The 21,580-nt window shown below is 66.0% G+C and carries 18 protein-coding genes; 4 read left to right on the top strand and 14 right to left on the bottom strand.

Annotation, left to right across the window (positions count from 1 at the left end; genetic code table 11):
• Window positions 1–8: 8 nt before the first annotated feature.
• From ETC07_RS09250 to ETC07_RS09280, 7 genes are all read right to left on the bottom strand, one after another.
• Window positions 9–1,358 (bottom strand): ATP-binding response regulator, encoded by a 1,350-nt coding sequence (locus ETC07_RS09250; protein ID WP_136248223.1) that lies wholly within the window; start codon window positions 1,356–1,358, stop codon window positions 9–11.
• Window positions 1,342–2,493: a nitric oxide-sensing protein NosP gene (gene nosP, locus ETC07_RS09255; RefSeq protein ID WP_136248224.1), complete on the bottom strand. Its 1,152-nt coding sequence runs from the start codon at window positions 2,491–2,493 to the stop codon at window positions 1,342–1,344. The genes ETC07_RS09250 and nosP overlap by 17 nt, the downstream gene beginning before the upstream one ends.
• Before the next feature lie 117 nt (window positions 2,494–2,610).
• Window positions 2,611–4,794 carry an ATP-binding protein gene (locus ETC07_RS09260; protein WP_136248225.1) on the bottom strand — a complete coding sequence of 728 codons (2,184 nt, stop codon included), beginning with the start codon at window positions 4,792–4,794 and terminating at the stop codon, window positions 2,611–2,613.
• An 18-nt stretch (window positions 4,795–4,812) separates the two neighbouring features.
• The gene (locus ETC07_RS09265) at window positions 4,813–5,340 is read right to left on the bottom strand and encodes a putative pterin-binding protein (RefSeq protein ID WP_136248226.1); all 528 of its coding nucleotides are present in this window, start codon (window positions 5,338–5,340) and stop codon (window positions 4,813–4,815) included.
• Between the two features lie 129 nt (window positions 5,341–5,469).
• The gene (locus ETC07_RS09270; protein ID WP_136248227.1) at window positions 5,470–5,898 is read right to left on the bottom strand and encodes a universal stress protein; all 429 of its coding nucleotides are present in this window, start codon (window positions 5,896–5,898) and stop codon (window positions 5,470–5,472) included.
• Between the two features lie 12 nt (window positions 5,899–5,910).
• Window positions 5,911–8,505 (bottom strand): TRAP transporter permease, encoded by a 2,595-nt coding sequence (locus ETC07_RS09275; protein ID WP_136248228.1) that lies wholly within the window; start codon window positions 8,503–8,505, stop codon window positions 5,911–5,913.
• A gap of 133 nt (window positions 8,506–8,638) precedes the next feature.
• Window positions 8,639–9,619 (bottom strand): TAXI family TRAP transporter solute-binding subunit, encoded by a 981-nt coding sequence (locus ETC07_RS09280; RefSeq protein WP_136248229.1) that lies wholly within the window; start codon window positions 9,617–9,619, stop codon window positions 8,639–8,641.
• A 272-nt stretch (window positions 9,620–9,891) separates the two neighbouring features.
• On the opposite strand from ETC07_RS09280, the gene ETC07_RS09285 reads away from it, so the two are divergent.
• Window positions 9,892–10,422 carry a macro domain-containing protein gene (locus ETC07_RS09285; RefSeq protein WP_136248230.1) on the top strand — a complete coding sequence of 177 codons (531 nt, stop codon included), beginning with the start codon at window positions 9,892–9,894 and terminating at the stop codon, window positions 10,420–10,422.
• A gap of 270 nt (window positions 10,423–10,692) precedes the next feature.
• On the opposite strand, the gene ETC07_RS09290 is transcribed toward ETC07_RS09285, so the two are convergent.
• The 3 genes from ETC07_RS09290 to ETC07_RS09300 form a co-directional block, all read right to left on the bottom strand.
• Window positions 10,693–11,988 carry a TRAP transporter large permease gene (locus ETC07_RS09290; protein WP_136248231.1) on the bottom strand — a complete coding sequence of 432 codons (1,296 nt, stop codon included), beginning with the start codon at window positions 11,986–11,988 and terminating at the stop codon, window positions 10,693–10,695.
• Window positions 11,978–12,454 (bottom strand): TRAP transporter small permease, encoded by a 477-nt coding sequence (locus tag ETC07_RS09295; protein ID WP_136248232.1) that lies wholly within the window; start codon window positions 12,452–12,454, stop codon window positions 11,978–11,980. Before ETC07_RS09295 ends, ETC07_RS09290 begins: the two co-directional genes overlap by 11 nt.
• A gap of 79 nt (window positions 12,455–12,533) precedes the next feature.
• On the bottom strand, window positions 12,534–13,544 hold the full coding sequence (locus ETC07_RS09300; protein ID WP_136248233.1) for a DctP family TRAP transporter solute-binding subunit: 1,011 nt from the start codon (window positions 13,542–13,544) through the stop codon (window positions 12,534–12,536).
• A 345-nt stretch (window positions 13,545–13,889) separates the two neighbouring features.
• On the opposite strand from ETC07_RS09300, the gene ETC07_RS09305 reads away from it, so the two are divergent.
• Entirely contained in the window at window positions 13,890–14,654 is a 765-nt protein-coding gene (locus ETC07_RS09305) for an outer membrane protein OmpK (RefSeq protein ID WP_136248234.1), read from the top strand.
• A 98-nt stretch (window positions 14,655–14,752) separates the two neighbouring features.
• Here ETC07_RS09305 and ETC07_RS09310 read toward each other — a convergent pair whose 3' ends face one another.
• From ETC07_RS09310 to ETC07_RS09320, 3 genes are all read right to left on the bottom strand, one after another.
• On the bottom strand, window positions 14,753–15,625 hold the full coding sequence (locus ETC07_RS09310) for a glycine betaine ABC transporter substrate-binding protein (RefSeq protein WP_136248235.1): 873 nt from the start codon (window positions 15,623–15,625) through the stop codon (window positions 14,753–14,755).
• 155 nt (window positions 15,626–15,780) lie between these two features.
• Window positions 15,781–17,025 (bottom strand): M24 family metallopeptidase, encoded by a 1,245-nt coding sequence (locus tag ETC07_RS09315; RefSeq protein WP_240724605.1) that lies wholly within the window; start codon window positions 17,023–17,025, stop codon window positions 15,781–15,783.
• Between the two features lie 44 nt (window positions 17,026–17,069).
• Entirely contained in the window at window positions 17,070–17,960 is an 891-nt protein-coding gene (locus ETC07_RS09320; protein WP_136248236.1) for a HalD/BesD family halogenase, read from the bottom strand.
• Between the two features lie 113 nt (window positions 17,961–18,073).
• Between ETC07_RS09320 and ETC07_RS09325 the strand changes: the two genes are divergently transcribed.
• Entirely contained in the window at window positions 18,074–18,991 is a 918-nt protein-coding gene (locus ETC07_RS09325) for a LysR substrate-binding domain-containing protein (RefSeq protein ID WP_136248237.1), read from the top strand.
• Between the two features lie 17 nt (window positions 18,992–19,008).
• Here ETC07_RS09325 and ETC07_RS09330 read toward each other — a convergent pair whose 3' ends face one another.
• Window positions 19,009–19,908: a LysR substrate-binding domain-containing protein gene (locus ETC07_RS09330; RefSeq protein ID WP_136248238.1), complete on the bottom strand. Its 900-nt coding sequence runs from the start codon at window positions 19,906–19,908 to the stop codon at window positions 19,009–19,011.
• A gap of 174 nt (window positions 19,909–20,082) precedes the next feature.
• Here ETC07_RS09330 and ETC07_RS09335 point away from each other — a divergent pair, with 174 nt between their 5' ends.
• The gene (locus ETC07_RS09335; protein ID WP_136248239.1) at window positions 20,083–21,576 is read left to right on the top strand and encodes an aldehyde dehydrogenase; all 1,494 of its coding nucleotides are present in this window, start codon (window positions 20,083–20,085) and stop codon (window positions 21,574–21,576) included.
• Window positions 21,577–21,580: the final 4 nt, after the last annotated feature.

Genomic DNA, 21,580 nt, shown 5'->3' on the forward strand with positions numbered 1-21,580 from the left:
GGCACCGCTCAGGCGCCGTTCGCCTCGCGCCGGTTGGCGATCAACAGCCGCAATCGCAGCGGTTTCACCGGCTTGAGCAGGTAGTCGAAGCCACGCTCGCGCGCCCGCTGCTTGAGTTCGCCGTCATGATTGGCGGTGATCACCACCACGCCAAGCTCGGGATGACGCCGACACAGCCGCTCCGCCACGCAGATCCCATCCGGGTCGCCCGGCGCCAGGTGGTAGTCGACCAGCAACAGGTCGGCACGCTCACGGCGGCTGGTGGCCTCGAGGGCCGCCGGGGTGGCCACGCAGCGTACCCGGCAGCCCCAGCCATCGAGCAAGGCCGTCATGCCCTCGAGGATGGCCGGATCGTCATCGAGCACCCAGACCCGCATGCCGGCGATATCGATCGGGCCGGGCGGCGCCTCGGCCACCGGCAGGTCGCGGGGCCGGCCATAGGGCACACGGATCGAGAACAACGCCCCCTGGCCCGGCCGCGAGACCAGGTTCAGCGGGTGCTCGAGCATGGTGGCGATGCGATCGACGATGGCGAGCCCCAGCCCCAAGCCCCGGTCGCCATCCTCGGGGCTCGCCACGGCACGCCGGAACTCGAGGAAGATCGCCTGCTGCTGAGCCGCATCGATGCCCGGGCCGGTATCGCCGACCAGGATCTCGAGGCCGTCATGCCGTCGCCGGCAGCCCAGCAGCAGGCGGCCATGTTCGGTGTAGCGCAGCGCGTTGGTCAGGAAGTTGCGCACCACCCGGGCGAGCAGCGCCAGGTCGGAACTCACCACCATACCGCTCGGGACATAGTGCAAGTCGAGCCCCCGCGCGCCGGCCAGCTGGCGATACTCCTCGGCCAGCACATCGAGCAGCTCGGCCACCGGGAAGACCGCCACATCGGGGGTCAGAACCCCGGCATCCAGGCGCGAGATATCCACCAGGGTGCCCAGCAACGCCTCGACATCCTTGAGCGAGCGGCCGATATGGCCGACCTGCCGTCCGGCATCCTCCGGCAAGGCCTGGTCTTCCAGGGCACTGGCGAACAACCGCGCGGCGTTGAGCGGCTGCAGGAGGTCGTGGCTGACCGCGGCCAGGAAGCGCGTCTTGGAGTGATTGGCCGCCTCGGCCTCGGCCCGCGCCTCCTCCAGCGCCTCCAGGGTGCGATGCAGGCTATCGGTGCGCTCGCGCACCTGCTCGGCGAGCAGCACGGCATGCTCGAAGGCGCCATAGGGCGCGCCGCCGCCCATGCCGGCGGACTCCACCCGCTCGATCAACGCCCCGCAGATGCGCCTTAACCGCGCGTTCTCCTCCGCCAGCGCTCGCTCCTGTTCGGTGGCGGGTTCGATGTGCGGCGGTTCAGCCCCGAGATCCAATCGCCACCCCCGTGAAGGTCTGGTTGATGTGCTGCCCCTGATGCTGCTCACCGTAGGTGTTGAAGCCGACCACCCGAGCCTCGGCCAACAGCCGTGAGGCGGCGTCCGCCTGGCCCCGGGCCTCCAGCTCCAGGCGCCGCAGGAAGCAGTCACAACCGAGGATCAGTGCCGGCGGCCCCAACCGCCGGCTCAGGTCGTCCAGCACCCCGGACAGCTCCTCGAGCATCGGTGCCGGCCGCATGGCGGTGAGCACGATGCCGTTTTCCACCGCGCAGTAGAAATGCAGCCCACCCTCATCGTCGACCCGCTGTATCGAGCGCACATAGTGGGCCTCGCCGATGCGCACCGCCAACGGATGATGGGCGAAGATGTCGGCATCCAGCTCGTCGACCGTCCGCCCCACCAGGCGGGCGTATTCCTCGGCGGCAGGGGCGGCGTTGAGCTCCATCACCCGCCGCCGTTCGCGATCCACCGCGGTGACCACCAGCTTCTCGCGGCGCGGGCGCAGATGATGGGTGGTGAAGACCTCGAAGGGCCGCCGGCTGGTGATCATCACCACCACCGCCGAGGCGTCGTGAAAGCCGCCATCGGCGTAGACGTAGGTGTGGTTCAGCCGGTTGTCGTCTCCGGCGGAGCCACCGAAACTCGGGATGCCGCCGAGCGCGGCCTCGAGGGTCGCAAGCACCTGCTCCTCGCTGCTGGAGAGGCCATCGAGCAGGGTCAGCACGAAGGGGCGCGCATCGACGGCGGGCGCTCGACGCCGACAGTCGGCGAGCAGGCCATCGACCAGCCGCTGTGCCTGGGGCAGCGCGAAGGCCTCGAGATCGGCGACCCGGGCACAGGCGATCGCGAAGTCGTCGCGATCGAAGCCGATGGCCACGATGCAGCCGCGGCCGTAGCCGGCGGGGGTGATCTCGCCGGCGGTGGTGCAGCCCGCCAGGGTCACCGGCGCGAAGGCACGCTCGAGGGCCGCGCCGAGCGCCGCCAGCGGATAGTCGGCACTGCAGAAGAACAACACGCAACCAAGCTCGGGGCCGGCGAGCGCCTCGGCCAGCTCGGCGGCGGCCTGGTCGGGGTCGAGGCTGTCGCTGGCGGCCGTGCGCGGCGAGGCGCAAGCGGCGGGGGCATCGGACATGGCGGCCTCGCGAGGATGGGATGAGAGCACAGCATGAAGGCAGTGTAGGCGCACGCCCTCCCCGCCCACAATTCCCGCGCACGGCGCTCCCTCGCCCGCGTCGAAGCCCGCCGTCGCTCAGGTCGCGGCGACGCTCTCATCCAGCGCCGCGAGAGCCTCGCCCAACCGCTCGCGCAGCGCCGCCAGGGTCGCCGCCTCGTCCCCCAGGGCGGCGTCGCGGGCGGCATGCTCCAGGCGTGCGGCCAGCGCGGCCACGTGCACGGCGCCGAGCGAGGCGGATTCGCCCTTGAGCCGGTGCGCCAGGTGCCGCACGTCGTCGGCCCGTCGCGCCTCGCAGGCATCCGCCAGCCCCTCGAGATGCCTCCAGGCCTCCTGACGATAATGCGCCACCAGCGCCGCCATGGCCTCGCCGTCCAGGCTCGCGCGCAGCGCCATCATCACCTCGTCGTCCAGCGTCGGTTCCACCATCGGCGCCTCGACGGCGGCCGCAGGGGGCACCGGCGCCGAGGCGTAGCCGTGATACGCCAGGTGACGATGCATCACCTTGAGCAGCGAGACCTGCAGCAGCGGCTTGGCCAGATAGCCGTTCATTCCCGCCGCCAGGCAGCGAGCCTGGTCGCCAAGCGGCCCCCCCGCGGTCATCGCCACGATCGGCATGTCGGCCAGCCAGCCGCCCCGGGCGCGAATGCGTCGGGTGACCTCCAGGCCGTCCATGTCCGGCATCTGCACGTCCATGAACACCAGGTCGAAATGCTCCTTCGCCACGCTCGCCAGGGCCTCGGCGCCGGAGCCCGCCAGGCTGGCGCGGCAACCGAGCTTGGTGAGCATGGCCAGTGCCACCTGCTGATTGACCGGATTGTCCTCGACCACCAGCAGTCGGGCATCGCACAGCGCCGCCATGTCGCCCGGCAGCGCCGCCACCTCACCCTCCCGAGGTGCGGCCGCCTCGATCAGCGGCAGACGGAACCAGCAGCGACTGCCCTCCCCCGGTTGGCTGTCGATGCCGATCTCGCCACCCAGCGCTTCCACCAGCCGCTTGCTGATGGCGAGGCCCAGCCCGCTGCCCCCGAAGCGGCGCGCGGTGCCGGGGTCCCCCTGACGGAAGGGCTCGAACAGCCGCGCCTGCTGATCGGCCGTGATGCCACAGCCGGTATCGCTCACCTCGATACCCAGCCAGCCCTCGGCCGAGCGGCTCACCTCGACCCGCACCGTTCCTTCGTCGGTGAACTTCACGGCGTTGGAGAGCAGGTTCAAGAGGACCTGGCGCAACCGGCCGGCATCGCCCATGACATGCTCCGGCAGGGCCGGGTCGAAGACACGCTCGATGCGCAGGCCACGGGCCTCGATATGCGGTTGGAACAGCGACACCACCCCCTCGACGAGTTCGTCAAGGGCCAGCGGCCCGTGCTCGAGCTCCAGGCGTCCGGCCTCGATCTTGGAGAAGTCCAGGATATCGTTGATCAGCTCCATCAGCCGACCGGCGCTCTCATGGATGGTATCGGCGTAGTGCCGGGCCCGCTCGGGCAGCGACTGTTCCACCAACAGATCGCTCATGCCGATCACGCCGTTGAGCGGCGTACGAATCTCGTGGCTGACGGTGGCCAGGAACTCGGACTTGGCCTGACTGGCCGACTCGGCGCGCCGGGCCGTGGTCTCCAGCTCGCGGCTGAGCGATTCCAGGGTACGACGCGCGGCGGCGTTGTCGCGTGACTCACGAACCAGGAAGGTCACGACCAGCATCGCCGCCACGCTCATGCCCAGGATCAACGCCAACAGCAGGCCATAGAGCCACTGCAGGCGCTCGCGCTCCTGGGTCGAGACACCTGCCAGGTGGCCATTGATGGTGATGATCAGGCGCTGGGCCGGCTGGCCGATTCGCCCCAGATGCTGGATCAGGGCCTGACGCGCGACCGGGCCCAGGGTCTCGATGCCCTGCAGCCGACGGTCGAGTGACTGCAATTGCCGCTCGATCTCGTCGACCCGTTCCCCGGCCCCGGGGATACGCTCGATGAGCTCGGCGATCTGGCCACCCCGCAACAAGGTCAGCCGGCTGTAGAGCAGCTCGAAGCGCAGCCGCGCCTCATCCAGCGACTCGGCGTCCGACTCGCTCAGCGCCAGCTTGCTACGTAATTCGACGGCATCGCGATCGAGCTTGTAGGCATGCCAGACGGCATCGCCGCCGACCCGGCGTACCAGGCTGTCCTGGCGCCAGGCGACCAGCCCCACCAGCAGGATGGCCGCGACGAACAGCAGCAAGGCCGCGATGACACCGAGCTTCAAGCGCAGCGGAGAATAGCGCACCAGACGGCTCCTCGTCGGTCAGTGGATCTCGATCCGCGCCACCTGCCAGACCGAGCGAAAACGGATCTCCTCGTTGAGCAGCTCCGGGCGGGCATCGAAGGGGTAGAGCACGAACAAGGGGCCGAAGCGACGGATCGGCATGGCTTCACCATCGTGGCGCATCGCCAGGATGACCCCGTAGCGGCTGAAATCACTGACCGGCACATCGGCCTCGAAGCCGTTCAAGGCGATCACCCGGGCCTGATCGCCCCGGGCGCCTACCGCCTCGAACAGCGCCGTCCCCAGCGGGCCCTCGAAGCGCCCGACGCCCTGGTGCCAAGGCGTATGGGTCGCGATGGTGCGGGAGGGCAGCGCCTCGAGCATGGCACGATCGAAGCGCGCCACGCCCTCTCCGTTGGTGCGGCTGATATCCCCGCAGACGGTCAGCATCACGTTCCCTCGGGGCTCGGGCAGGGGCTCGTCCAGGGAAGGGGGCGCGGCGGCGATCGCCCCCGAACACCACCATAACAGGGCGCAGATCGAGGGTATCAGGCGGCGGATGCGCATATCGGGGCTCCGGGTCGTCGGTCTCGGGCAAGGGTACTCGATTCCTCCGCCACGGTCAGGCACCCGCAGAAACCACGACGCCCACGCCCCCGGGCGGGGACGTGGGCGTCGCGGTCGACGGTACGGCCGTCAGCGCACGATCATCACCGACATCTTGCTGTGGTGCACCACATGCTCGGCGTTGGGGCCGAGCACGTAATCGGCGAACTTACGCTTGTTGTGGGAGGCCATGACGATCAGGTCGATATCGAGCTTCTTGGCCGCCTTGATGATCGCCTCCCAGGGCGAACCATCGACGATGACGCTCTGCGCCTGAACGTCATCGGGCACGTGCTGCTGGATGAACTCGTGCTGCGCCTTGGTCACCGCCTCGTGGGCCTTGCCGGCGAAATCCCGGGGAAAGTAGCTCCCCACCAGCGGCATGCGATAGTCCGGCAGCACCGTCACCACATGCAACGAGGCATCGAAGCTCTTGCACAGCGACAGCGCCGTGGGCAGCGCCTTGGCCCAGGAGGCCTCCTCATCGAGGTCCACCGGCAACATGATCTTGTTATACATGGGTTACCTCCATCAGGCAGAGACCGGTTTGCCACCGCGATCGCGGCGCCGACGCTGCAGCATTACCACCAGGGCCAGCACCAGGAAGGCAGGGATCCACATCCACTCCTTGGTCCAGCGATCCACCGGCGCCTGCACCTGGATGATCTCCTGGTCGAAGTCGAAGCCGAGCTTCGCCGCCTCGCTGCCATAGGTGACCATGTCGACGAGCGCCTGGTCGTCCTCGATCGCCAGCATCAGCCCCAGGTTCGAGAGGCGGTCCTCGCCGGTCTCGCCTTCCGGCACCGGCAGGGTCATGTAGGTGGTCATCGGGTCGCCGTAGGCGTCCAGGCCGCTGATCTGCAGGCGCAGCGAGGACTCGGGGTCCGCCTCGCCCAGCGCCTCGACGAACTGCGCCGGCGGCACGTCCTGGTAGGGGTCATGGATCATGTCCATCCAGAAGCCCGGCCGGAACAGCGTGAAGGCCACCAGCAACAGCAGCAGCGATTCGTACCAGCGGCTGCGGGTGACCATGAAGCCCTGGGTCGCCGCCGCGAAGATCAGCATCGCCACCGTGGCCACCACGAAGATCAGCACGCCCTGCCACAACGAGACATCGATCAGCAGCAGATCGGTGTTGAAGATGAACAGGAACGGCAGCGCCGCGGTGCGTAGGCTGTAGTAGAAGGCCTGGAAGCCGGTGCGAATCGGGTCGCCGCCGGACACCGCCGCCGCGGCGAACGACGCCAGCCCCACCGGCGGTGTCACGTCAGCCATGATGCCGAAGTAGAACACGAACAGGTGCACCGCGATCAGCGGCACCAGCAGGCCGTTCTGCTCGCCGAGCTGCACGATCACCGGCGCCAGCAGCGCCGACACCACGATGTAGTTGGCGGTGGTGGGCAGCCCCATGCCGAGGATCAGGCTGAGCACCGCGGTGAACAGCAGGATCAACAGCAGGTTGCCCATGGAGAGGATCTCCACCACGTCGGCCAGCACCAGCCCCACGCCGGTCTGGGAGACGGCGCCGACGATGATGCCGGCGGTGGCCGTGGCGATGCCGATGCCGATCATGTTGCGGGCACCACCGATCAGGCCATCCCATAGGTCGAGGAAACCCTCGCGCACATCCGCCGCCAGGTGGCTGCGATGGCGGAACATGGCGGTGATCGGCCGCTGGGTGATCATGATGAAGATCATGAACACGGTCGCCCAGAAGGCCGACAGCCCCGGCGAGAGGCGCTCCACCATCAGACACCAGATCAGCACGATCACCGGCAGCAGGTACTGCAGGCCGACCATCACCGTGGGCCGGGTCTGGGGCAGCTTATAGATCGGCTCGTCGGGGTCATCGAGCTCGAGCTCCGGATAACCGGCGGCCAGCTTCAGCAGCCCCACATAGACCGCCGCCAGCACCACGGCCACCAGCCAGGGCGTGGCATCGCCGAGCAGCGGCTTGAGCCAGCCCAGGCCGTAGTAGACCACCAGCGCGGTGATCATCATCAACAACAGCCCGGCCAGGAAGCCCACCGCCTTGCGCACCAGCGGCTTGGGCGGATTACTGCTCTGAAGGCCCTGCATGTTGGCCTTGAGCGCCTCGAGGTGGACGATATAGACCAACGCGATATAGGAGATCAGCGCCGGCAGGAAGGCATGCTTGATCACCTCCACATAGGAGATGCCGACATACTCGACCATCAGGAAGGCCGCGGCACCCATCACCGGCGGCATGATCTGGCCATTGACCGAGGAGGCCACCTCCACGGCGCCGGCCTTCTCGGCGGGGAAGCCGACCCGCTTCATCATCGGCACGGTGAAGGTGCCGGTGGTCACCACGTTGGCGATCGACGAGCCGGAGATCAGCCCGGTCATGCCGGAGGCCACCACGGCGGCCTTGGCCGGACCGCCCTTGTAGTGGCCGAGCAGCGAGAAGGCGACCTTGATGAAGTAATTGCCGGCGCCGGCCTTGTCGAGCAAGGCGCCGAACAACACGAACAGGAACACGAAGCTCGTCGAGACCCCCAGCGCGATGCCGAACACCCCCTGGGTGGTCAGCCACTGGTGGTTGATCAGCCCCCGCAGGCTGACCCCGCCATGGGCGAGGATGCCCGGCATCCAGGGCCCGGCCAGGCTGTAGACGAGGAATACCAGGGCCACGATCATCAGCGGCGGCCCCAGGGCGCGCCGGGTGGCTTCCAGAAGCAGCACGATGCCGATCACGCCGACGATCACATCCTGGGTGATCGGCGCACCGGGGCGCTGGGCCAGCTGCTCGTAGAACATGAACATGTAGGCGCCACAGAAGGCCGCGGCGAACGCCAGCCCCCAGTCCAGCAGCGGAATACGGTCACGCGGTGAGCGTTTGAGGGCCGGATAGGCCATGTAGGCCAAAAACAGCGCGAAGGCCAGGTGGATGGAGCGCGCCTCGGTGGCGTTGAAGACCCCGAAACCCAGCATGAAAGGAATCGGTGAGGCGATCCACAGCTGGAACAACGACCACACCGCGGCGATGCCCAGCAGCAGCTTGCCCGGCGTGCCGGCCGGCTTGCGCGCCCCCGAGTCGCTGGAGGCCACCATGTCCTCCAGGTCGGCCCCGGTGTCCGGTGCCCTTGTCTTGTCATCAGTCATAAGCGTGCCTGGTTAGTTAAGATGACACATGGCGTGCACGACGCTCGTTTTCCGCTATTACAAACGCAATGCGCGGCCCCTCGGCGAGGGCCGCGCATGCTCTGGCGAATGACGCAGATTCAGCGGCTGACGATCACTCGATCCAGCCCTGCTCGCGATAGTAGCGTGCGGCCCCTTCGTGCAGCGGTGCCGAGAGCCCCTGGGTCACCATTTCCTGCGGATCCAGGTTGGCGAAGGCCGGGTGCAGCTGCTTGAAACGATCGAAGTTGTCGAAGATCGCCTTGACGGTCTGGTAGACCACCTCGTCGCTGGTATCGGAATCGGTCACGAAGGTGGCCGCCACGCCGAAGGTCTCGACGTCGTCCGGGTTACCCTTGTAGAGCCCGCCCGGAATCACCGAGGTGGCGTAGTAGGGGTACTCGTCGACGATGCCCTGAATGGCTTCGTCGTTGAGCGGCACCAGCTGGGAGTCCACGGTGGTGGTGGCTTCCTGGATGGAGCCGTTGGGGTGGCCGACCACATAGGCCATGGCATCGATGTTGTTATCGGCCAGGGCGGAGGCCATCTCGGCGGCGTCGAGCTGCGAGGCCAGCGAGAAGGAATCCTCGGTCCAGCCCTTGGCGTCCATCACCACTTCCATGGTGTTGCGCTGGCCGGAGCCCGGGTTGCCGATGTTGACGCGCTTGCCTTCCAGATCATCGAGGGTCTCGATGCCGGCATCGGCGCGGGCCAGGATGGTCAACGGCTCGCCGTGTACGCGGAATACCGCACGCAGCTTGTCGTAGGCCTCGTCTTCGAAGTTGCCGGTACCGTTGTAGGCCTGGTACTGGACGTCGGACTGCGCCACGCCCATGTCCAGCTCGCCGGACTTGATGCCGTTGATGTTGGCCACCGAGCCACCGGTAGAAGGCGCGTTGCACTTGATGTTGGCATCATCGATACGGTTGACCAAGCGACAGACGGACTGACCGACCACGTAGTACACGCCGGTCTGGCCGCCGGTGCCGATGGTGATGAACTGTTCCTCGCCCTGCGCCATGGCCGGCGACGCGAACATGGCGGCTCCCAGAAGCGCGCCGGAGAAGGCGGCGGTGGAGAAAGCATGGCGTTTCATTGACGCACCTCGTTGACGTTGTTGGCAAAGCTGTTGCGACAGCATTCGATCGACGGTCGCATCCTGAGCTAGTTCGATCTGATCGACAATACCTACTTTAGCGAAAAAAATGCGACTCGGCGGGTTGATGTCCCCTACCAAGTGTAGTTGCCGTCAACGATTCGAGCGCGGCGCCCCGACCCGAGGAACCGAGCGGGCCTACCGGCGGCTTGCCAGGCGAGCGGCACGCCCACCAGACTGATGGGCACCTTGCACGCCACGAGGAGCCCGACATGTCCCCCAGCGCCTCACGCATCGAGTGTCGCCAGGGTGATATCGCCCGTCAGGACGACATCGAGGCGGTGGTCAACGCCGCCAATGCCCGGCTACACAGCGGTGGCGGCGTGGCCGGTGCCCTGCATCGCGCCGCCGGCCCCGAGCTCGCCGAGGCCTGTGCGCCCCTGGCACCGCTCCAGCCCGGCCAAGCCGTGATCACCGATGCCTTCAGGCTGCCCAACCGCTATGTCATCCACTGCCTGGGGCCGGTCTACGGCGTCGACGAGCCCTCGGATGAATGGCTCGCCGACGGTTATCGGAACGCGCTGGCGCTGGCCCAGCGACACGGCATCGTGAGCCTCGCCTTCCCGGCGCTGTCCACCGGGGCCTTCGGCTACCCGGCCACCGAGGCCGCGCGCACCGCCCTGGCCACCGTACTCACCGCCCTGCCCCACTGCCCCGCGGTCGAGCGGGTGCGCTTCGTGCTGTTCGACGCTGCCAGTACCGACCTGCATCGGCGCACCCTCGACACCCTGGCCGACGCCTGAATACGCGAAGGCTTGTCTGAAAAGTCGGCGAGCGATGGCGAGGGCTAGGCCCGCTCCAAGCGGGCCAACACAGTACCCATATCCATGTGGGGCGCAAGGCAAGGATCAGCGACGAATCGGCAGGGATGGCCGATCTGGGCAGCCCTGCTGCTCGAAGAGCGAGCGACAGGGTGTCGCTCGTCGAAGTCCCGAGTTTACGAGCCGTAAATGAGGACCTTGAGCTGATTCTTAACGCCGTATGGCCGAGCGCAGACACGCTTCAGGCATGGCCTAGACGTTGTAGCCCAGTATGCCCGGCAGCCACAGCGCCAGGCTCGGGAAGACCACCACCAGCGCCAGGGCGCAGGCCATGGCGGCCACGAACACCAATGCCCAACCCACGGTCTGCTCCAGGCGCACCCGCGCGATCTCGGTGGTGACCATCAGGTTGACCGCCACCGGCGGCGTGAATTGGCCGATGGCGATGTTCATCGCCAGCAGGATCCCGAACCACACCGGATGCCACTCGAAGTGCTGCATCACCGGCACCAGGATCGGCATCATGATCAGGTAGATCGAGATGGCATCCAGCAGCATGCCGGCCACCAACACCGCCAGCATGATCAGCACCAGCAACAGCGTGCCGTTGTCGGAAAGCCCGATCACCCACTCCGCCAGATGGCGGAAGGTGCCCAGCATGGTGCCGGCCCAGGCGAAGATGCCGGCCAGGGCGATGATCAGCATGACCACCCCGGAGATCACCGCGGCCTCCCCGAGCAGCTCCCAGAGGTCACGCCAGCCGAGTTCGCGGGTCAGCCACAACCCCACCACCACGCCGTAGGTCACCGCCACCACCGCCGCCTCGGTGGGCGTGAAGAGCCCCGAGCGAAGCCCGCCGAGGATCAGCACCGGGGCGAGCAGCGCCGGGATCGCCTGGCGGAAGCTCTCGCCGAGCGGCGGGCGCTCCACCTCGCCGGGGGCCTCCCAGCCGTTGCGACGCGACAACCACCAGGCCGGCACCAGCAGCGCCGCTCCGGCCAGCAGGCCCGGGAACAGGCCGGCGGCGAACAACGCCCGCAGGTCGACCCCCGGCACCACGATGGAATACAGGATCAACGCCACCGAGGGCGGGATCAGGATCGCCGTGGAGGCCGAGGCGGCGATCAGCGTCGCCGAGAAGGGCTTCGGGTAGCCGGCGCGGGTCATGCTCGGCAGCATCACCATGGCCACGGCCGCCGCATCGGCGGGGCCCGAGCCGCTCATGCCACCCATGATCATGCACACCAGCACCGCGACCAGCGCCAGTCCACCATGGCGCGGGCCGATCAGCGCCTGGGCGAAGCGCACCAGGCGCACCGCCACCCCGGCACGCTCGAAGATCAGCCCGGTGAGGATGAACAGCGGAATAGCGATCAATGGATACTTGGCGACGCTGTTGTAGGTGTTGGTGCCGAGTGTGGCCAGCATCGCCGGCGAAAGCCCGGCGACGATGCCTACCGCCCCCGACAGCCCCAGCGAGAAGGCCACCGGCACCCCGGCGATCAGCAGGCCGGCGAAGGCCAGCAGCATCCACAGGTCAGGACTCATCGTCGAGCCCCCCGCGCAGGCGGTCGAGGGTCTGCTGGCACTGACGCCACAGCATCAGCCCGGCGAGCAGCGGCAGCCATACCAGGTACCACCACTGGGGCAGCCCCAGGCCCGGCGATAGAGTCTCCCATCGATACTCCTGCCAGGCCGCCTGGGCGCCGAACCAGGTCACCAGCCCCAGCACGATCCCCCCGCACAGCCCCTGGAAGACGATCAACACCCGCCGCGGCCCCGGCGGCAGGGCCCGCTCCAGCACGGCGATGCGGATATGACGATGGCGGCGCAGCGCCACCGAGGCACCGGCGAAGGTCATCAACACCAGCAGGAACACCGAGAATTCCTCGGTAAAGGCGAAGGAGGCGTCGGTGACGTAGCGCACCACCACATTGGCCAGGCTGATCAGGCCGATGATCAGGATGGCCAGGGTCGCGAGCACGCGCTCGAGTCTTGCATCGGGACGTTTCATGACGAGGGATCTTGGCGAAGAGGAACACACGACGTCGCCCGGCCGGAGCCGGGCGACGTCTCACGGGGCGACGGGCGTGTCAGGGCGCGTCGATGTCGCGACGGGCGGCCTCGACGATCTCCTCGCCGATACGCGGCACCCAGTCGTCATGGACGCTTCGGGTCGCGTCGACGAAGGCCTGGTGCTGCGCCTCGGAAAGCTCGGTGACGCTCACGCCGCGCTCGCGGATCGCCGCCAGCCGATCGGCCTGTTCACTACGGCTTTTGGCGATTTCCCAGGCGCCCGCCTCGACGGCGGTCTCGCGCAGCAGCGTGCGCTGCTCCTCGGAGAGCGACTCCCACACCTGGCGGTTGGACGCGAACACCAGCGGGTCGTTCATGTAGTTCCACAGTGTCAGGTGGGCCTGCCCGACCTGGTCGATGCGCGCCACGTCGAACACCGACAGCGGGTTCTCCTGGCCATCCACGGCGCCGGTGGTCAGCGCCGGCTTGGCATCGGCCCAGCTCATCTGCGTGGGATTGGCACCCAGGGCGCTGAAGGTATCCTGGAACAGCGGCGAGCCCACCACCCGAATCTTGAGCCCCTCGAGGTCGGCCGGCGCGTCGATGTCACCGCTGGAGTTGGACAGCTGGCGGAAGCCATTCTCGCCCCAGCCCAGCGGCACCACGCCCTTGTCCTCGATGGCGGAGAAGATCATCTCGCCGGCCTCGCCGCCAGTCACCGCATCCACGGCGGCCTCGTCGGGCAGCAGGAACGGCAGCGAGAAGAGGTTGAGCGCCGGCACCTGGGGCGACCAATTGATGGTCGAGCCCACCGCCAGGTCGATCAGCCCGGAGCGCATCGCGGAAAACTCGCGGGTCTGGTCGCCGCTGACCAGCTGAGCGTTGGGGTAAACCCGCAGCGTCAGTTCACCGCCGGAACGCTCCTCCACCAGGTCGGCCCATTGCTGGGCGGCCTGCCCCCAGGGGAAGGCATCGGACAGCACGGTGGAAACGGAAAGCTCGCGCGCCTGGGCGGTCAGCGTCGAGGTCAACAGGGCGACGCCGGCCAGGGTGGCGGCGAGACGCCCGAGAGAGCGGGGAGTCGGCATGGAGTGTCCTTGGTGGCCGCGTGAACGCGGCATTCGGATTATCAATTATTGGCAAGTCCAATATGCCTGCAAGTCACCACCTCCACAAGAGACGTCCGGCGTGGCGCCAGGTGTCTTTCCGTACATCGTGTATACAAAAATATTTGATAAAGACCACAATTCAATCTATTTATGTACACAATAATTATACCCCACAACACCTCCAGAAGTGGGGCTTCCTAGATATAACAACAAGCTCCGGTGTCGTCCCTCCACCGCCGCGGACAGTGCCTCGGCCATTTACGCGGATGGGGCTCCGGCGCATCGACCCGCTCCCACGACAACAGCCAATAATGGAGACTCCAGATGCTTATCAGGACCCCACTCACCCTGGCCGCTGCCGCCACTTCGCTGCTGCTGACCCAGACCGCCAGCGCGGCGCTCTACAGCACCACCAAGGTGGAGGCGCTCTACGGCTGGAACTACGAAGACACCGCCGACGCCGGCTTTCCGATCGACAACGAAAATCACGCCATCCTCACCGTCGCCAATGCCACGGGCTGGACCTACGGCGACAGCTTCTTCTTCGTCGACGTCACCAACCTGGACCAGGGGCGGGACGGCGAGAACGACTTCGGGGGCGCCCACGCCGAATGGAACCTGCGCGGCAACATCGGCAAGACCCTGGGCGTCGACCTCTCCGCCGGCCCGGTCACCGGACTCTATGTCTCCGGCCAGCTGGACATCGACCGCAACCGCACGGTGAACAAGACCACTCACCTGGCCGGCCTGTCCGCCGACCTGGCGGTGCCCGGGTTCCAGTTCTTCAAGGTCTTCGCCATGTACCGCAACGACGAGAGCGCCAGCGCCGAAGGCAGCTCCGAGCAGTACACCGCCGCCTGGAACCTGCCCTTCACCCTCGTCGGGGCAAGCTTCTCCTTCGAGGGCTTCGTCGACTACATCACCGACGAGGGCGACCTGGAAGACCAGCTGCTGACCCAGCCCCAGCTGGTATGGCATGCCACCGAGCACCTCGGCGTCGGCCTCGAGTACCAGTACTGGGAGAACAAGTTCGGCCTCGCCGATACCGACGAGTCGCACCCCCAGGCCATGGTGCGCTGGACCTTCTGATCGACTGACAGGCAGGCGGCCTACCGCGACGCCAAACGATACCGGGCCTCGAGTGATTGCCACTCGAGGCCCGATAAGCCACGATCACCGCTGCAGCATCATCCCTCCGCGTGGTCGGCACCCTCGAACCACTCGTCGATCAATCCACGATTGTCCTCGATCCACGCTCGCGCACCATCTTCCGGGTCTCCCGCTTCCTCGATCTCAGCCATCAGGCCACCCAGGCTGTCGTCATCCATATGCCAGGCGTTAAGCAATGAGGTCAGCCAGGGGTCCTCTTCATCCAGGCCTCCGCGCGCCATCCAGTAGAGGTCTTCATTGTCGCCATAGACGCCTTGCGGGTCTTCGAGGTACTTGAGGTCATACTCGGCGAAGGCCCAGTGTGGGCTCCACAGGGTCACGACTACCGGCTCGCCCCGCCGATAGGCACTATCCATCGCGGCCATCACGGCGGGCCCGGAGCTGTTGATCTGATTCATCGGCAGCTCGTAGGCCTCGATGGCCTTCTCGGTCATGCCGGCGATCGCCGATCCGGGATCGATGCCGAGGATCGCCGCTTGTCCCTGATACTGATAGCGGTCGGCCTGTTCCGCGAGCTCGTCGATGGTGTCGATCTCGACGTAACTCGGCACGACGAGACCGAGGCCAGCGCCCTGATACCAGATATCATGCACATCGATGCTGTCGCGATGGGGCTCGAGGAAAGAGGCATCGGTGGTCGGCAGCCAGATCTCCATCGACAGATCGATATCGCCGCTGGCGAGGCCACTGTAAAGCATGCTCTTGCCAACATTAGACAATTCGATATCGTAGCCATGCTCCTCTTCGAGGAGGATCTTCCACATGTTGGCCACGGCGATGTTCTCGGCCCAGTTGTTGGTGCCGATGATCAATGGCTCGTCGCTCGCCTGGGTCGCTCCTCCCGAGACCAGTGCTCCCATCATTAGCAGGGACAAGGAAACCTTCTTCATAATCATCCTCTTGATGTGAATGTCGGCGTGATTCGAAAAACACAGCCTACCATGAGTTTTCGGCCACAAATCCGCCGAAAACCTCATGCACATGATGAGAAAAACGCATGCCTGATACTTCGATGTGACGATGAAACGCGCGCGCTTCTCTCCCACTACCCCAGCAAACGTTCATCGAAGGGATAGTCGGATAACAGCTCCACCTGGCCGTCTTCACGGATGTAGAGTTGCTCCTCCAGCTTGACGCCTTCACCACCGGCTTCATGGCCGATGAAGCTCTCCACGCAAAGCGTCATACCGGGCTCGATGAGGCCGTCATAGCCTTTATCGTCGATATCCTCGCGATGCACGATGTAAGGGTATTCCCCATTCATTCCTACGCCATGGGCCAAGGCAAAGTAACGACGTCCCTTGTAGGCCGACGGGATCTGCCAGGCCCGCTCGGCATACTCCTTGAAGCTGACCCCTGGCTTGAGGTTGGCCATATTGGTACGAATCTGCTCGTAGGCCATGCGATAGAGATCTTTCTGGGACGCTGTCGGCGCGCCTCGACCGCAGAGGAAGGTCCGTGAGAAGTCGGCATAGTAGCCATAACGCCCCACCACATCGGTATCCAACGCCACCAGCTCGCCTGCCTGAATACGACGATCCGAACACTCCTGAAACCACGGGTTGGTCCTGGGCCCCGAGTTCATCAGCCGTGTCTCGACGAAATCCGCATCGGTGGCGATGATATGCTGATGCAACTTCGACCAGGCCGCGTTCTCGGTCACCCCGGGCAGAATGGCGGCTTCCAGCTGGCGCACGCCGTCCTCGACGGCACGCAGCGAGGACCGAATCATCTTGATCTCGTTGGGGACCTTGTAGGCCCGCGCCTGCTCGAGCGGTTCCTGAGCATCCAATACTCGATAGCCGCGCTCGTTGAGCGCGAAAGCCGCCTGGGAGGTAGCGCTCTCCAGCGCCACCTTGCCGCCACCACCGCATTGCCGCTGGATCAGGTCATCGATCTCGTCGGCCCAGGCCTCCGTCACGGCATGGGTATTGCGCTCGTTGAAATAATACGAGATCGCCTTGGCCGGCCGGATCTCGTCGAGGGTCGGCAGGTGCGAGGCGAGGTGCTCACAGCCCGAAAACTCAAACAGCACCACCGGTCCCTCGGACGGCACGAAGGCATAGCGCGCCGGGTTGCGGGAACTGTAGACCTGCATGTTGCGCGAGCCGGTGGCATAGCGCACATGAGCCGGGTCGAACAGCACGGCGGCGGAGATGTCCCGCGCCTTGAGTTGCGCCCGCACTCGCTCCAGGCGATCGCACAGGATCTGCGAGATCTCTGCCTGCGTCGGCTCGCAATCCCCGGGGCGATGAGTCGGGGCGAGAATGCCCAGAGCGTCTAGATCCATGTTCATCATCGATTCTCCGTGTCGGTCATTGACGGGCATTGGGCTCAATCGAGCAGGCCATCGGTGCGTTCGGCGCGGTCCTGCTCGGCCTGGATATGCAGCTCCGACACTCGCCCATACAGCTGGCGAGTGCGCTCCAGGCGCCCGACGACTCCCGGCGACTGAGAGTAGGCGAAGATCGCCGTCAGCCGGGGCGTGGTCCCCTCGACCCGTGCCACGCGGTGCAGGCTGAAGCGGCCCTTGAACAGCTGAAGATCGCCAGGCTGCAGGTTCAGGCGACGGGCACGGTCACGGTCCTCGCCACGAACCACCGCCCCGACTCCCGCATAGTTCTCGTCACGGGGCGTGCGAATGTCGGGGCAATACTCGAAGCTGCCGCCTGCCTCCGGGGCCTGAGTCATCATGGTGACGATGAATTCGTTGGTGTCGTAGTGCCAGGGTTGCTCGGTGCCCTCGGGCAACACATTGAGCACCAGTCCGGCATAGGGATCGGCATACTCATAGACCTGAGCCTCGCCGAGACAGCGAGCCACCAGGGACTTCATGGCCGGCGAGACATACAGTCGTTGCATGATGCGGTCGGCCGTGATCATGTCACGAGTGACAAAACCGCTGGTGCGGGTCATGAACAGACGACGAGGGTCTTCTTCGGGCAGCGCCGGGTCGTCGGCAGTGAAGTAGGCATTGACCTCGCGAGTGTTGTAGAAACTCTTGTCCGCCAGTTCCTCGCACTCCTCGCGCATCTGCGCCAGACGATCTTCGCGCAGGAAGCCACGCAGCACGGCACAGCCTTCTCGATCCAGATCGGCCCGGGACCGCTCGATCACGGCCTGCAGGGTCGGATCGTCGGGCCGATCGAGGGGATAACGCTCGGTATCGACGAGGCTGGACAGGTCATGACGCTCGGCGTCAGCTAACTGCATGGCAGTCAACATGGGGAGCTCCTCGGTGTCGGTATGGCAGGGGTACGGCCGGTCGTGACTGGCCTCGTGTCGCAATGACCGGCATAGTGAAGATCTTCCAAGCATCGAGGAAACGATTCGTTCTGATGAATTCCATCGACGATTCCGATCGCTCAAGCCTGCCGATTCTCGACACCGAGCTGCTCAGCGCCTTCGTGGCGGTAGTCGAAAACGAGGGCTTCACGGCGGCGGCACGCCAGTTGCACAAGACGCAGTCGACGATCAGTCAGCGCATCCGCACCCTGGAGCAGCGGGTAGGCGTCGCGCTCCTGCGACGTACCAGCCGACGACTGAGCCTGACGCCGGATGGCGAGGTTTTCCTTGTCTATGCCCGTCGCCTGCTGCAGCTGCAGCGTGAGGCACTCAGTGCGCTGGGGCACGGTGATAGAGAGGGAGTCATTCGTTTTGGCCTGCCGGAGAACTACGCCGAGGCCTGGTTGCCGCGCTTGCTCGAGCGTTTCGCCCGGCGCCACCCGCGCATCCGGCCGCATATCCATTGTCGGATGTCCAGCGAACTGATCGAGGCCCTCGAAGGCGGTGAGCTCGACCTGGCGCTGACGGTGCGCCATGCCAACCACAGCCATGGCGAAGCCCTGGGGGCGGAAGCGCTGGTATGGGCCGCCCACCGAGACTTCCGTCAGGACCCGAGGGCAGCGCTCCCCCTGGCGTTGTTCCCCGACCATTGCCCCTATCGTCAACGCGCTCTAGACAGCCTGACCCGCCAGGGGCGCCAATGGTCGCTGCAATACACCAGCCAGAGCCCCACCGGGTTGCGCATGGCCGTCAATCAGCGTGATGCCGTGACCGTCGCCGATCGCCGTACGCTGCCCGCCGACTGGCGCATCCTGGATGATGCAGACGGGCTGCCCCCCTTGCCGCCGGCCCAGCTGGAGCTGCACCGCTCCCCCAGTTTTCAGCACCCCGCCGGAGACGACCTGATCGCGCTGCTGCGGGATCTGCTCGCTCCCGAGGATCAACCGGAAGATGCCGAGCTTCAGCGATAGCACCTGCGCGCCGCGCTCTAGGTGGGTGGGTCATTGATTTCCTGGCGCAGCCAGCGTCGAAACAGCGCCATGTTGGTGGATTCTGGGTGGCCGCTACGGGTTACCAGCCAGTAGGACTGGTGACCCGTCACCTCCACATCGAGTAACTGCACAAGATCACCGCGCATCAGTTCGCGGGCGATCATGTGTCGGTCGGCGATCGTCACGCCGACTCCATTGATGGCCGCCTGGATGGCGAGTTCCAGGACATCGAAGGCCAATCCTCCCGAGGTATCGACCCCCTCGAGACCCGCTGCCTGGAGCCAGTGCTCCCAGGTGTGGAAGCGATTGTCGTCGCGCAGCACATGCAGCAGGGTATGCCGGGTCAGATCGATCTCGCGCCCCCGACGCCCCGCCAGCAAGTGGGGCGCGCAGACCGCCACATGCGTCTCCTGAATCAGCAGCTCGGCGTCGACCGCCGACCATTCGCCGGCACCGAAGCGGATGACCCCATCCAGATCATTATTGCCTAGCAGGTCGTCCTCGAAGCGTGTGGTGATGGACAACTCGAGGGATGGGTGCAGGGCCTTCAAGCGACCCAATCGCGGCACCAGCCATCGGCTGGCGAAGGTCGGCGGGACATTGAGTTTCAAGCATGACAAGGCTTCCTGCTCCCCCAGCCCGCCCACCGTCCAGGCGATCCTGTCGAAGGACTGGCGCAAGACCGGTAACAGGCGGCGCCCGGCCGCCGTCAACTTCAGCTGACCGCCACTGCGATCGAAGAGCGCTACCCCCAGCTGTTCTTCCAGCAGTTTGACCTGGCGACTCACCGCGCTCTGGGTCACGCACAGTCGCACCGCGGCCTGAGTGAAACTCTGACATTGCGCGGCGGCCTCGAAGGCCTTGAGTGCGTTGAGTGGCGGCAACGAACGCTGCATAAGCTCCCCATAAAAACTTGTGACGAGACCAAAACCCCACGGGATTATTGCCTCGACACCGCATTAATCATGATTTTTATGAATACCATGATTACATAATCATCGTTTGTTGCAACTCCGGGGGCTCCCTAGGGTGAGCGTCACTGCACGCGACGACCGACGGAGAACGACACGATGAACGAGCGCTCCTTGACCGACTGGCAACGCCACGCCGCCGAACTATCGCTACCCCGCCAGGCTTACCTGGATGGCACCTTCTGCGATGCCACCAGCGGCGCCACCTTCCCCGCCGAGAACCCGGCCACCGGGCAAGTGCTGACCGAGGTGGCTGCCTGCCAGGCAGAAGACGTGGACCGCGCCGTCGCCAGCGCCCGGACGACCTTCGAGGCGGGTAGCTGGCGCGATCTTCCGCCTGCCGAGCGCAAGGCCAAAATGCTGGACTGGGCCGCGCGAATCGAGGCCCAGGCACCGGATATCGCGCTGCTCGAAACGCTCGAGACCGGCAAACCCATCGCCCAGACGACGACCGTCGATGTGCCGGGGCTGGCCGATGGCCTGCGCTTCTACGCCGAATCCCTCGACAAGCTCTACGGCGAGACCGCGCCGAACGGCCCCACCAGCGTGTGCATGGTCGACCGCGAGCCAGTCGGCGTGGTTGCCGCCGTGGTGCCCTGGAACTACCCGCTGATCATCGCCGGCTGGAAGATCGGCCCGGCGCTGGGGGCCGGCAATTCGCTGATCCTCAAGCCCGCCGAGCAGTCGACGCTGGCGACGCTCAAGGTCGCCGAGCTCGCACGGGATGCCGGTATCCCTACCGGGGCCTTCCAGGTGGTCACGGGGCTTGGCCATGAGGCCGGCGAGGCACTGGGACGCCACATGGACGTGGACGCCATCGGCTTCACCGGCTCCACCGAGGTCGGCAAGCGGTTCCTCGCCTACTCGGCGGAATCCAACATGAAGCGTATCGGCCTCGAGTGCGGCGGCAAGAGCCCACATATCGTCACTCGGGACGTCGAGGATCTTGACCAGATCGCCATGTATGTCGCCTATGGCGTCTGGTACAACCAGGGCCAGACCTGCCATGCCGGCACCCGCCTGATCGTCCATAGCGCCATCAAGGACGAGCTGCTGGGCAAGGTCAGGGAGTGGGCCGATAAGCTGCAGCCCGGCGATCCCCTCGACCCCGCCACCCAGATGGGGGCCATGATCGAACAGCCGCACCTGGAGAAGGTGCAAGGCTATCTCGAGCAAGGCCAGCAGGAAGGCGCTCGGCTGCTATTCGGCGGCCAGCGGGTGCGCAGCGATAGCGGCGGTTACTACTTGACCCCGGCGATTCTCGACGACGTCAGCAACGACATGCGCGTCGCCCGCGAGGAGATCTTCGGCCCGGTGCTGGTGGTGGTCACCTGTGACGACCTGGACGATGCCCTGGCCATCGCCAACGACACCGCTTATGGCCTGGGCGCCGCTATCTGGACCAACAGCCTCAGCGACGGTCACCGCGCCGCGCGAGCCCTGCGCGCCGGTACCGTGTGGGTCAACTGCTACGACCACACCTCCATCAATGCTCCCTTCGGCGGCTTCAAGCAGTCCGGCCAAGGTCGCGACAAGTCGCTGCACGCCTTCGACAAGTACACCGAACTCAAGACCACCTGGATAGAGCTGTGAGTAC

Origin of the sequence: Halomonas borealis (assembly GCF_004798905.1) — a bacterium.
GTDB lineage: Bacteria > Pseudomonadota > Gammaproteobacteria > Pseudomonadales > Halomonadaceae > Halomonas > Halomonas borealis.